The 11,597-nt window shown below is 49.5% G+C and carries 20 protein-coding genes and 1 tRNA gene; 2 read left to right on the top strand and 19 right to left on the bottom strand.

Annotated elements, in window-relative coordinates:
* Positions 1-347: 347 nt before the first annotated feature.
* From Q8W32_RS08005 to Q8W32_RS07930, 16 genes are all read right to left on the bottom strand, one after another.
* Positions 348-542: a hypothetical protein gene (locus Q8W32_RS08005; protein ID WP_305414460.1), complete on the bottom strand. Its 195-nt coding sequence runs from the start codon at positions 540-542 to the stop codon at positions 348-350.
* Between the two features lie 142 nt (positions 543-684).
* On the bottom strand, positions 685-1,164 hold the full coding sequence (locus Q8W32_RS08000; RefSeq protein ID WP_305414458.1) for a hypothetical protein: 480 nt from the start codon (positions 1,162-1,164) through the stop codon (positions 685-687).
* The gene (locus Q8W32_RS07995; protein WP_305414457.1) at positions 1,161-1,706 is read right to left on the bottom strand and encodes a hypothetical protein; all 546 of its coding nucleotides are present in this window, start codon (positions 1,704-1,706) and stop codon (positions 1,161-1,163) included. Before Q8W32_RS07995 ends, Q8W32_RS08000 begins: the two co-directional genes overlap by 4 nt.
* 35 nt (positions 1,707-1,741) lie before the next feature.
* Positions 1,742-2,134: a hypothetical protein gene (locus Q8W32_RS07990; protein WP_305414456.1), complete on the bottom strand. Its 393-nt coding sequence runs from the start codon at positions 2,132-2,134 to the stop codon at positions 1,742-1,744.
* Positions 2,134-2,688, bottom strand: coding sequence for a hypothetical protein (locus tag Q8W32_RS07985; RefSeq protein ID WP_305414455.1), 555 nt, complete (start codon positions 2,686-2,688; stop codon positions 2,134-2,136). Before Q8W32_RS07985 ends, Q8W32_RS07990 begins: the two co-directional genes overlap by 1 nt.
* The gene (locus tag Q8W32_RS07980) at positions 2,681-3,166 is read right to left on the bottom strand and encodes a hypothetical protein (RefSeq protein ID WP_305414454.1); all 486 of its coding nucleotides are present in this window, start codon (positions 3,164-3,166) and stop codon (positions 2,681-2,683) included. Before Q8W32_RS07980 ends, Q8W32_RS07985 begins: the two co-directional genes overlap by 8 nt.
* Positions 3,167-3,380: 214 nt before the next feature.
* On the bottom strand, positions 3,381-3,533 hold the full coding sequence (locus tag Q8W32_RS07975; protein WP_305414452.1) for a hypothetical protein: 153 nt from the start codon (positions 3,531-3,533) through the stop codon (positions 3,381-3,383).
* The gene (locus Q8W32_RS07970; RefSeq protein WP_305414451.1) at positions 3,533-3,808 is read right to left on the bottom strand and encodes a hypothetical protein; all 276 of its coding nucleotides are present in this window, start codon (positions 3,806-3,808) and stop codon (positions 3,533-3,535) included. Before Q8W32_RS07970 ends, Q8W32_RS07975 begins: the two co-directional genes overlap by 1 nt.
* 32 nt (positions 3,809-3,840) lie before the next feature.
* Positions 3,841-4,635 (bottom strand): major capsid protein P2, encoded by a 795-nt coding sequence (locus Q8W32_RS07965; RefSeq protein ID WP_305414450.1) that lies wholly within the window; start codon positions 4,633-4,635, stop codon positions 3,841-3,843.
* Between the two features lie 322 nt (positions 4,636-4,957).
* Positions 4,958-5,581, bottom strand: a complete 624-nt coding sequence (locus Q8W32_RS07960) for a type IV secretory system conjugative DNA transfer family protein (protein ID WP_305414449.1) — start codon at positions 5,579-5,581, stop codon at positions 4,958-4,960.
* The gene (locus Q8W32_RS07955; RefSeq protein WP_305414448.1) at positions 5,574-6,008 is read right to left on the bottom strand and encodes a hypothetical protein; all 435 of its coding nucleotides are present in this window, start codon (positions 6,006-6,008) and stop codon (positions 5,574-5,576) included. The genes Q8W32_RS07960 and Q8W32_RS07955 overlap by 8 nt, the downstream gene beginning before the upstream one ends.
* 252 nt (positions 6,009-6,260) lie before the next feature.
* Positions 6,261-6,473 carry a hypothetical protein gene (locus Q8W32_RS07950; RefSeq protein ID WP_305414447.1) on the bottom strand — a complete coding sequence of 71 codons (213 nt, stop codon included), beginning with the start codon at positions 6,471-6,473 and terminating at the stop codon, positions 6,261-6,263.
* Complete coding sequence (locus Q8W32_RS07945; protein ID WP_305414446.1) at positions 6,473-7,963, bottom strand: hypothetical protein; 1,491 nt, start codon at positions 7,961-7,963, stop codon at positions 6,473-6,475. The genes Q8W32_RS07950 and Q8W32_RS07945 overlap by 1 nt, the downstream gene beginning before the upstream one ends.
* A complete protein-coding gene (locus tag Q8W32_RS07940) occupies positions 7,960-8,208 on the bottom strand; it encodes a hypothetical protein (RefSeq protein WP_305414444.1) in 249 nt (82 codons plus the stop codon). Before Q8W32_RS07940 ends, Q8W32_RS07945 begins: the two co-directional genes overlap by 4 nt.
* Positions 8,201-8,512 (bottom strand): hypothetical protein, encoded by a 312-nt coding sequence (locus Q8W32_RS07935; protein WP_305414443.1) that lies wholly within the window; start codon positions 8,510-8,512, stop codon positions 8,201-8,203. Before Q8W32_RS07935 ends, Q8W32_RS07940 begins: the two co-directional genes overlap by 8 nt.
* A 2-nt stretch (positions 8,513-8,514) precedes the next feature.
* Positions 8,515-8,745 (bottom strand): hypothetical protein, encoded by a 231-nt coding sequence (locus tag Q8W32_RS07930; protein WP_305414442.1) that lies wholly within the window; start codon positions 8,743-8,745, stop codon positions 8,515-8,517.
* 152 nt (positions 8,746-8,897) lie between these two features.
* Here Q8W32_RS07930 and Q8W32_RS07925 point away from each other — a divergent pair, with 152 nt between their 5' ends.
* Both Q8W32_RS07925 and Q8W32_RS07920 read left to right on the top strand, forming a co-directional pair.
* Positions 8,898-9,323, top strand: a complete 426-nt coding sequence (locus Q8W32_RS07925; protein WP_305414441.1) for a helix-turn-helix transcriptional regulator — start codon at positions 8,898-8,900, stop codon at positions 9,321-9,323.
* Positions 9,310-10,320, top strand: a complete 1,011-nt coding sequence (locus Q8W32_RS07920; protein ID WP_305414440.1) for a tyrosine-type recombinase/integrase — start codon at positions 9,310-9,312, stop codon at positions 10,318-10,320. The genes Q8W32_RS07925 and Q8W32_RS07920 overlap by 14 nt, the downstream gene beginning before the upstream one ends.
* A 215-nt stretch (positions 10,321-10,535) precedes the next feature.
* On the opposite strand, the gene Q8W32_RS07915 is transcribed toward Q8W32_RS07920, so the two are convergent.
* The 3 genes from Q8W32_RS07915 to Q8W32_RS07905 all read right to left on the bottom strand — a co-directional run bounded on the left by Q8W32_RS07915 (position 10,536) and on the right by Q8W32_RS07905 (position 11,586).
* A complete protein-coding gene (locus Q8W32_RS07915; RefSeq protein ID WP_305414439.1) occupies positions 10,536-10,874 on the bottom strand; it encodes a hypothetical protein in 339 nt (112 codons plus the stop codon).
* Positions 10,875-11,127: 253 nt separating this feature from the next.
* Positions 11,128-11,203 (bottom strand) — tRNA-Phe (locus Q8W32_RS07910).
* A gap of 104 nt (positions 11,204-11,307) precedes the next feature.
* A complete protein-coding gene (locus Q8W32_RS07905; RefSeq protein ID WP_303433925.1) occupies positions 11,308-11,586 on the bottom strand; it encodes an oxidative damage protection protein in 279 nt (92 codons plus the stop codon).
* Between the last annotated feature and the right edge of the window lie 11 nt (positions 11,587-11,597).

Genomic DNA, 11,597 nt, shown 5'->3' with positions numbered 1-11,597 from the left:
AACAGGAAAAAGACATACTAAAAAAGGCTACCGCTCTCTTGATGTCGGACGAGATGAATCGTACGCGCTGATAGACCCGTTGAGTGAGCGAATGTCTGTTGAAATGGTCTAACGACGGCATTTCGCCCGTTGCTGCTGAGGAAAACTTTAAAATACTGTCCGGGATTAGTTACCACTACAGAACGTACTGGAATGAAAATAAGCTGGGAGGCTAGAAAGCACAAGGGCTGCTAGATTTCTCTAGCAGCCCTTGGAATAATATGTGGTGCCCGGAGGCGGAATCGAACCACCGACACGGGGATTTTCAAGCCTTAAAATACCGTCTTGTTCCTGCACATACCGCATTTTTACTGGCCTTGTGGCTTGTTACTGCCAATAGTATTTGGAAAAAGTGGCCCTGAAGTGGCCCCGTTTTGAACCCAGTGCACCCAAGCTTCCAGCGCGGCCAAACGCCGATCAAATCGCCACAGCACCACGACCAACGCCCATACCCCCAGATCACCCCCAGCGGCCAGCACTTGATAAAGCTGTTCGTTCATCATACCGCCTCAATTACCAAATCTGCCGCCGTAATAATTGCCGCTACTGCTTCAGGTGGGAGATTTACACCGACCACCGCAAGCCCGAGAGTCACAACCCCAGCTATCAGAGGCTTACGCCCGATTTTCTTTACTCGATCCCACATTAGGCTAAAACCTCATCAATTCCCAAATACTGATAACCCACCCGCGACCACGTAGCCACATGCGTTCCTTTTCGTACATCTACGTGAATCATGTTTCCTGGCTTTGTATCTGTATAAATACCAATGCCAGTAAAGCCCACGTCCTTGGCGATCTGATACGCCCGTGCCCGATCCTCTGCCGCTTCCATGCCTTCCGGGAAAACGTCAATTGCTCGACTTTCTCCCCACATGTCAACGTTGTGCTGTGATTCGTCACCAGTTCCATTAAACCGAACAATTGCCCCGGTTGCTGGTGACACCCGAACCGGTGCCCCCCAACGGTTCCGGAACTCATCAAGTTTAAATAATAAGTCGTTACTCAATAAAGGATAAAAACCATAAAATTCTGACTCATTAAAATAATTCAAATTTGGTTTTGATGATCTTTTAAGCATATAAATACCAAAAATAATAGCGGATAGGTAAAGCGCTTTTTTCATTCCTTTAAAAGCCAAACTTCAACATCATCTATATAACCATCATTTGACGTACCAAACCGCCTTATTGATTCTATATAAACTCTTATTGTTCTGGTTTGTGAAGGCACCCTAAAACGCTCCTTTACTTGGCTTTCATACAGTCTTATATACTGTATTTCTCCTACGCCCTGACCAATAACTTCCATTCCTTCATTAAGAAAATCAACAGAGGCTCTTGCTCCGTCAACAGTTGGCCCCGAGCAATTACACCAATAAGATATTTCGACTTCTACTAATTCACTATCAATGCATAAGTTATGATACGTATTTGTTTTTATATCCTGACCAAGTCTTGAATATCCCGTGGTTCCCGCGTAAAAATAAAAATTACTTCCTTCCCTTAACTCCCATGTGTCATCTACTTTGTAATCACCATCGTATACCGTCCACCCCTCAATTGTTCCAAGCTCAGCACCGGGGTTAATTAAATTCATCTTATACGGATACGCATAAAAAAACTGTTCAGCAGTTGCAGCACCAATTTTTGGATAATAAAAGGCCATTAGAAATTCAACTCTATTTTATTAGGTTTCAATGTCTATTCCCCCAGCGCCAAATAACTAAATTCTGTGTTCCCATCGATCCCATTTTCTCGATCAATTGTAAATCCATTTTTGTCGAAGCTGGCCACACTCAGAGCATACCCTGATCCTCCATTTACTCTCTGAATTTGTACAGATTTACATGTTGTCAAATATGGTTCTTCAAACACAAAAACTTCCGCTCCATCCATGGTGGAAACTTCATTTCCAAATCTAAGCCCAATAGCAGATGCTGCTATAGCAGGGCTTTCAAGGTCATTAAGATTATTACCTGGCTGCATAGCGCCATTAGCTTTAATCTTTGCTTCTTCTGCCGCCGCAGGCGCGTCTTTAATATCATCCGGCAATTGATTATATATATCTTCCGCAGTAATTCTCTGAATATACATCAGTTCAGATACTCCATAACTTCAATCAATATCTCGGAATCCCCAAACGCCCACAGCTCACCGCTGGCCGGGTGATCTAATACACCATCAACGGTAAAACGATTACCCCCCTGACTGGTAGCTACTTGGATAGCCCCAGACGTTGAAACGATTGCCGTTCGCCGATTTTCCACAAGCCCCGACAGAATCATTACTCCCTCTGCCGAGGCGGCATAGGTGTTTATCTCACAACTGCCCGCCGCCGCTGCTAATCCTTTCGCCATCTCTGCCACGTTGGCAACATCGACAGCGCTTGCCGCGCTTGAAACGTCGCCTTCATTGGACGCCACCAAAATCAGTTCAATATGGTTTTCAGAGCCTGACAAGTCGGTCAGAGTTAGCACGCCGGACACTTTCTCAAACAGAAAGTTATCACCTTGTGCGGCTTCAACTCGTTCGTTTTTATCCGTTTCCATCAAAAAGCCGGACGTTGAACGCCGAACAATGACGCGCTTAATATCACCGCGCACCTGGATCGACCCATTAGCGGAAAGTTTTACCGTTCTGTTAAGCACGACGCACCCCCATAACCAACAGGCCCAAAACCGCGACACCGGCCACCCATTTAACCGCCGTCATAGCGTCCGCCGCCGTCTCTTTTCCTGCTGATTTGTAAATCTCATCTACCCGGTTGTTGTTTTCTGATATCGCCGCGAATGACTCAGCCCGCGCCGCTGCTGATTCGCTCAGCGCTGCATCAAATGCCCCGGCTGTAAAACCGAAGGCGTCCTTTGTCGCGGAATCAACAGCTGCAAACGCTTGATCTGTAACCCCGTGCCCATAATCAAATGCCATGCTTGACGCTTCACCAGCCATCTCTAACGACTGTGCCCCAAAATCAAACGCATCTGAGATAGCCCCGCCATCCAGTACAGTTACGGTATTGCCTTCGCCCATCACCGCCTGACCCATATTACCGGCCGCATTTTGCGCCCGGTTGTCATATGCGTTTGATGTGCTTTTTGATGAATTACCGCCGCCAAACAGTCCCATTACTTACGCCCCCGCAGCAATAACCAAACACCAACAGCCAGCCCCACAACCACAACAGGCGCTGAAATACCGGAACCGCCTGCACCTGTATTTACTGTTGTATTTCCGAAGGAAGGCCCCGACGATCCGAACGAGTCATTGCCCCCGGCTGCGCTTGAACTGGATAGGTCATAACCGGAACCATCACCGCTGAACGCACCCGCCATTCCTATACTCATTTAATTCCCCGCTTTAGCAGATATACACCAGCACCAGCCAGCACCGCCGCGCCCGCTATTTTCAGGCCACCATTACCGGCCTGATCCACACCATTACCGGCTAACTTTACGCCGAGTCCAAGCGCTAACACTCCGATCACCAACGGCATTACTTCATAACCTTCATCAGAATTCCGGCCACGCCAACCAGCACCCCGGCTGCTTGCCAATTGAACCCGCTGCCCGTTGTTGCTGTGCCCTGGCCTTGCTGTTCTGTACTTTGAGCACGCGGAACAGCCGCGACTGTTTGCGCGGTTGTTTCTTCAGTAGTCAGCCAAGTTTCTTTCATGTCCTCCCACTGACCGGACACGTAATCAGACCCGGTATCCTTCACTTCTGCCCACGCATTTTCTGCTTGTGCTCCAATCGAGTCGAACCAATCCATAAACCCCCCAAAGGGCGTAGCGCCCTTTGTTGTTACTCGTTTCGCCAATCACGCGGTTGAATTTGTTCCAGCTGCTCTACCAGAACCTCAATGTTTTGAGCGCCGCCATCACCGACGGTTAAACGAAAATTGAGATTTTGAAAACTGGTGGCCATGGCATCAACAACCGGAAAGTCACGCTTCACAGCATTCAGCACAAAATAACCGGACAAATCGCCTTTACCGGCACGCTTCAAAAGCATGTCATTACGCGCCTTTGTCAGCTTAAACACCGAGCGCATGTCCTGAATAATTTCCAGCTTGTCCACGTATGAGGATTTAAAGAACATCCGCATGATACGAGGCCCTTTAACCAGGCTGGTAAAGTCAACTTCACCAGCCGCCGCCACTGGAATCGTGTATTTGACGAAGCGACGGACAAGGCTTCGGACGCCATTATGTGCGGCCACATTGGCGAACGCTTTCAACGTTGGGCTTGTTGCATCACTGGCCAATTTGACTTCAAGAACGACGTTATCACCCGAACCGGTAACCAATCCCGTCATTAACTGAGAATCCAGCATATTGGCCTGCACCATGGCCAACGGAATGGAAATAAAACCGGTTTCACTGGCTACCGCATCATGTGCATCCAGCATGTCCAATTCAGCCTTGGACAATCGGAAAAGCTCGATTGCATTCAAAGTCAGGCGCACATACTCGACTTTATTGGGCACGCTTGTTTCAAGGTAAATTTCGTCATAACGGACGCCGTTTGCCAATACAAGGTTGGCCACTTCGCCAGCACCAACCGCCGTAAACGAGTCCAGCTCAATATAGCGCTGCATTAAAAAATACCTTTCTTTTCAGTAATACCGCTCACCGCGTCAATATTATTTGCCGCCCAGATTGCCGCCAACGCCACAGCGCCGGAGATAACCACAACACGCATTGTTGTCTTGTTCATACATACCCCATCAATTAAAAAAATCGGCTACTTCCGTATGGTTTCACCGCATCACCCACCAAAGGAGCCGCAAATAAACCGCACAGACAGCCCCCAGCGCTACAAAAACGCCGTTTGTACGTATGTACGGCAAAAGCATCAATCAGCATTAACAGGCACAAAAAAAGCGCCTCATGGCGCTTTAATTTCCGTACAGGTTGGCATCATTTCTGTACGACCTGGTATTGATCACGTCCCATATACTTGATGTGGTCAAAATGAGGGTTAGGACGCAGGCCCGCTATTTTAGCGGCATCAATTCCAGTCTCTTTGGCCATGTAATCATGATCAGCCGGACGTTCAAGATACCCAATAAACATACGGTTTTTTTGGCGCATCAGCGTCTTGTCAATTTCTGTCGGTGACTGTGCACCGGCAAACACCCGGCCCTCATACTTACGAACACGGGTCAATATCTGGTGCCACCCTGGCGGAGCCTTTGAAACCGTTGTTACCCCTGCCAGCTCATCAACAATGATGGCGCAAGGTCTTCGACAATCTGCCAACGCGAACACTAACCGGCACCACCAATCAAAATCAGCCGCGCCATTGCCCTGGTATGTCAGCCTTGCTGCGCCGGACTCCCGCGCCAATTGGTAAAACTCCCGCCTATCCGTTGTACATCGAAAGCCTTCCCCTTCACTGAAAGCGCCTTCAGGATCAAAAGCAAGTACCCGGTCATACTTTGCCGTATCTTGCTTGATGTTGTGAGTCTTGCCACTGCCAGAGCTGCCGAAATAGGCCCTAATGTCCTTTTCTGCACTTTCGTTTATGCGCGGATTACTCACCCTTCACCCCTTCATCATTTGCTGCTACCTGGCTGTTCATGTTCTGCATTTTTGTCAGCACCATTCGCGGCCCCAGAATACTTACCGCAATCATCCCCAGATTGCCCACAGGCCCAAGCTGATCAAAGTCTGGCATGTAGTGGTGAACCACCTGTGCCATTGCGACAGACAGCCGTTCGTTATCTTCAGGTGGCAATACCCAATGGTCGCCATGGCGCCGCGCTGCCGCCTTAAATCCTATGTCTGAGAATACTTTTATATTCTCTGCAATCACTGGATCATAGGGGAAGACTATGCCGCCGTTTGCTTCCAGTTCGGCCACGGCTGAAGCCGTGGCCGCAACTGCTTCAGACGTTGCCCCTAATTCTGACTCTATCCTGTCCAACTCTGCCGTGTCGCCAATACTCCAATATTCAACCGCTACCATTTCAACCAATCCCCCTTATTATTCATTCCTTCGCTTTCTGCTGTATGGATATACAGCCTTTCTGCCTCAGGTTCAACAATGGCAGGGGCTTTCAGTGCCTCTCGTTCGTACTGGTTCCGCTCAATATAGGCCCGATATTTGGCCCCACGGGCATTAATCGGCCCACATCGAGGGCATGAGATAAACGGGTCAAGCCGTGCATTCAACTTGACGTTTGCAACCCCTTCACAAAATGGGCATTTGATGTGCTTGTCATTCACTTGCCAGACCTCCCAACATGGTTCCCACCGCCTCAACCAACGAATCCAGAACCGTCAACGATTCAGACGCCGCCTGTTCTGCTAAACCCGCTTTTTTTATCAGGCTGGCCCTGGCCACTTCGCTTTGTAAATCGCGCAGCCGCTGCACGCCATCCCGCGCTTCTTCAACAAGGCTTTCAATCTCAAACTTCAAATCTTCATTCATCACATACACCATTCAATATTTTCGTCATTAACCCATTCAGGTACACCACCGCGCTGAATTGCCTGCCAGTATTCATCACAGCACCCCTTGGCTCTGTTCATTCGCCCCAGCCACACCCGCCGCCGGTATTCCCGCGCATAGGCCCCGGCTGACTCTTGGTTTTCTTCCCAGTAAACGCCGCGCTCTTTAACCGGCAACCAATGAGCAAACCGGCTGTTGCTGGCTTTGTCTTTTGCCCAGTTCATAAAGGCCCGAAACGAATTAACACCACACATCACCAACTGGTGCTTGCTTGGTCTTACTGGCAATCTCTTTTCGTCGTTCAGTTCAGCCCGAACCTTTTCCAGCGCCTTGCCGATTTTCTGTCGCCGCTTTTTATCGATCACGGGCGTCTCTTCGAGTAATTCCTTCAGCCGCTCACGCTTGCGCAGTTTTGGCCCGTACTCAAACAGAAAGAAATCATGAACTTCCGTAATCAATGAACCCATCAGCCCGGCCGCATAGGTTCCGACCACCTCCCAACCCGGAGCGCGGGCACCGCGACTTATTCCGTATCGGTTCCCCTTAACTTCGCCTTGGTCTTCCTTACTGCCCTTGGTCATGTACCCGGCCGCCTTGGCCATGTAGGCACCGGCTTTTTCCGGCTCTTTGATCTTTTCCAAATGAGCGAATCCTTGACCCCATAGCCGCTCTAACCGCCTGGCCCAGGCTTGAAAGTCTCGATAGGGCACACGCCAGCGCATCATGATGTGAACGTGCGGATTATCTTCGCCATCTTCGTTCTTGGGGTTTTCGATCACCCAGCAATAATCAAGATCATCGTCACCATGGGGCTGACCCTTGTGCTCTTTGCCTTCAAGGGTTTCAGTCCAGCCGCGCTTATAGGCTTTGGTGACCGCGTCCCAGAATCTGGACACCTGACTTTGAATGGTCGCGCCGTTGGCCACACGCTCCCGCGCTTCTTCGTCCAGTGTCAGAGTCAAAAAGGTGGTATATCCGCCGCTTTTCTTGTGAACGTAGCGGCAGGACTCTGCCAGCTTTGAGGCCCCGGCTAGCGTTAGCATCTGGCTTATCCGCTTTCCGGCTTGTTCTGGTGGTTTACCTGTGGCGGTATCGCAGCGAGTTCTAACCCGGTATTCATCGGCCCATGTCTTGCGTTCAAAAATAACCTTCGTGTTGTGGTCTTTGGCTCGATACCGAATGACTTCCCCGGTATCCAGATCAATCCGACCATCAGGAAAATAAACGCTTGGGTCATCTTCCGATTCTGGCGCTTGTACAGGCATCGACACCGCCCAAGCAGACGGCCGTGAAAGTCCTGTCGGACTTTTGGCCGCCTTGACTAGCCTATAGGCTCTGTCGCTTCGCTCCGCCGCCTTGCTGTCATTCGACACCGAGCCAACCCGCAACCCATCAGCATCATGGGACGCAAAAAAACCGCCACTTGGACGGTTAGAAAGTAAACAGGAATACAGGTGGCTATCTGTCACACCGCAACCCCCGACAGCGCCCGCACTTGATCAAGTTGCCGGGCAGCAGACAACGCCCGTTGAAAAACTCCAAGAACCTCCAGCGTTTTGCCCGCTTTCTTTTCTGTTCGCCGGTACGCCGCAGACTGTTGCCCCAGCTCTTTGGCCAACATCTTTCCTTCAATACATTCGCGTTCAAACTGGCGATAAATCAGGGTTTCAACCAGTTCGATCTGCTCAGTTGTCAGGCTCTGTATCTCAGTCATACATAGCCCCTTGCAACCGTTGCCGTACCGCTGAAAAGTTCTGAAGCGTCAACGGTGGCATTTTTTCGTAATAGGCACTCATCATGCCCAAAACAATCACAGCATCATCAATCCATTTCTGGTCAACACTTATGACGCAATCGAGGAAACCACCGCTACAGGCCCCAATTTCATCAAGCACAGTCTGACGCATACCAGACAAAACCTCGTCCGTGCCTTGCATATCAATCGCATACTGAAACGCAATAATCATGGTCTGGCACATCTGATAACTCAGCACCACGCTGACGCTCTTGCTGTGCATGATCATTCTGCACCCCCGGCAAACACACGGGCCGCTTGAGCTGCCGCAGCGGCTTCAATGCTTTCCGCCATGTTGTTAACAAACACACGCTTGCCGATTTTCTTTACGTGAATGTAATTGTTTTGTGCCCAGCCGCGCACGGTATCGGCGGAAACACCCAACGCCTTGCCGTATTCGTCAAAGGTCATGTAAGGCCGCTGAACTGTCAGATTTACTGTGATTGCTTGTTCCATGTCCGTTCCTTTGGTTTGTGCTGGTTATCTGTTATTTATTGAAATACAAGCAGCATATGTCGATTTAATTGCTGTATTTCGAGTAATTACGACTTTATACGCATGGAATGCTTTTTTAACAATAACTTGTTGTAATACGAATGGTGATATTTATGGAACAAACTGTTTCGGAAAGGGCAGGAAGCCGCCTTAAAAACCTACGGATTGCGCTTGGTTACAGCAAACGCCCAGAATTCGCGCCACTTTTGGGGATCAGCGCCAACCAATTAAGCAACCTCGAAAACCTGAACGGACGATTAAATGAAGATCATTTCAAAGTGATCTCTGAGCGCTGGCCCTGGGCTTTGGGCTACATTGCAAGTGGTGGTGACCTGATCATTCCTGAAGGTGTTGGCGCACCAGCGGCAAACGTTGGCAAGGCTGTTAGCAACCTGGCCGGCACCAGCCACGCGGCACCCGCCAGCATGGACCCGGCCGAACTCATGAAGGCCATGACAACTGACCCAGAAATGAAAGCAGCCTTTCAAAAAATGATGGTCGAAATACTGCAAGCAGGGTTAGGGAATGACAGTAAATAAGCTCGATACAGGGAAGTATCAGGCCCGCTTTCAGTACGAAGGGAAGCGATACAAAAAGAACTTTAGCACCGCCAAAGAGGCTAGGGCATGGGAAGCCCAGACCCTGCAACAGTTAGCCGCCGGTAAATCGCTGACATTCCAGAAAGACATCAGGCCGCTTTCTACGCTGGCTGACCTCTGGTTACAAATTCACGGTTACAGCCTGAAGGACGGCAAGCGCCGACACTCCAAGTTAATCCACATCATCAACTTGATGGGCAACCCACCGGCCCACCGATTCAATGCTTTGACCTTTACTGCCTACCGATCTGCACGACTTGAAGCCGGAATTACTGCCAACAACTGCAACCGCGAACTGACATACCTAAAAGCCATGTTCAATGAACTTGCCAGAGTTGAACAATGGAGAGGTGATAACCCGCTTGCCAAACTTCGCCCGCTGAAGTTTGACGAAAAGGAAATGTATTTCCTGACCCAGGACGAAATATCCGACCTGTTACGCGAATGTGAAGCCAGCAAAAGCGGACATCTTCAGTACGTTGTCAGGCTATGCCTGGCAACCGGTGCACGCTGGAACGAAGCCGCCCAACTGCACCGAAGCAATTTGCAAATTATCGACGACCGCGCCCGGGTGATTTATGAAGGCACAAAGTCTGGCAAGGTTCGCCGGGTACCCATAAGCATTGACCTTGCTAAACAACTGCAGCAACAGGCAAGCAATGGGGTTTATTTTTTCGGGGACTGCACAGGCGCTTTCAGGCGGGCAGTGGAAAGGGCAGAGATTGAATTACCACGGGGACAGCTTACACACGTACTAAGACACACGTTTGCAAGCCATTTTGTGATGAACGGCGGGGACTTGCTTCAGCTGAAAGAGATTTTAGGCCATAGCACCATGACCATGACCCTAAGGTATGCCCACTTGGCCCCGGAGGCGTTGGAACAGGCGATTCAGTTCAATCCGCTCAAACAGCAGGCACAAAAAAGCCCCCAGTAAGGGGGCTTTTCTAAAACATAGTATTAGGCCGCGCGTTTAGCGTCTAGACGTTGATCAACTCTCGTCAGAAGTACCTCAATACGATCAAGAGCGGCCTTTCCTTCTCGGATGAGCTTTCTCAGTCTGGCTTCTTCGTGAGTAGTAAGTTTTTTCATCGGATAGTTCCTCTATTAGTCTAATTGGCACTCTTTTACGTTGGGTAAAAGTACACTACTTTAGATTGGGCACATCTTGCCTAGCTCTGTAGCGGCATCCTTCAGCGCCTTTTCGTCTTTTTTCTCTATGGCAGTAGCCATTCTTTCCATCAAATTTGCGGCTTGCAGGGCATTGTGAGCCAATCGCTCTTCACCATACACACCCATAGATGCGACGTCTTTCAAGATGCCCGCAATAAGCTTTACATTTGTTGCAATCTCTTCATAAGTAGGATCGTCATGCTCCTTAAGCTCCTCGATAGAGAAGCGAGCGGCCTGCTTTACAAAGTGATTTGCCACCCGAATTACTTGAAAGTGTATCTCAACTACTTCATTTCTCGGGTCTTGTGAACTTGGCACCGCATGACTCCTGTCCGAATAAAAGGGGCCAAATTATAAATATGGCTAATTCGGAGTCAAGCGTTTCTGTTAGTTCATAGTAGTGCGTGTTCGTGCCTATTACTAGGAGTGAACCAACTATTTGATATGACATTTTGACGAGCGGTGAATGTGGGATTTTTTCTATGTGGCCCTAAAGTGGCCCTGTCCTGAATTGCAGGCATAAAAAAACAGCCAGTTACTTTCGCAACTGGCTGTTTTTTATGGTGTTTTGTGGTGCCCGGAGGCGGAATCGAACCACCGACACGGGGATTTTCAATCCCCTGCTCTACCGACTGAGCTATCCGGGCAACGTTAACGAAAACTTTGCTGCTACGCTGAGCGTGGCGTGCTGTTCGTTAAGTGGCGCGTATTAAACCGCTCTGTTGATTTTCTGTCAACAGTATTTGGGTGATTATTTTTCAGAATTTTCAGGGACATAGCCATCAGCTTTGTCGAAGTCGGTGCCGGAGAAGAATTTTTCGCGTTGTTCGGTCAGGTATTTACGTGCTTCCTTGTCCATCATGTTGAGGTGTTTTTCGTTGATTAGCCGGGTTTGATGGGCGGTCCATTCTTCCCAGGCCTGGGCGGAGATGTGTTGGAGGATGTGTTCTCCGGCTGGGCCTGGGAGTGGGGCGGTGGCCAGTGCTGGCAGTGTTTGCTGGTATTTGCGGCAGAAGACTGTGCGGCTCATGTGGCGTTCCT

This window comes from Oceanobacter sp. 3_MG-2023 (assembly GCF_030688925.1).
In the GTDB taxonomy this organism is placed as follows: Bacteria; Pseudomonadota; Gammaproteobacteria; order Pseudomonadales; family Oceanobacteraceae; genus Oceanobacter.
The sequence above is the reverse complement of the archived record's forward strand: the minus strand, read 5'-3'. Positions and strand labels throughout refer to the sequence as shown.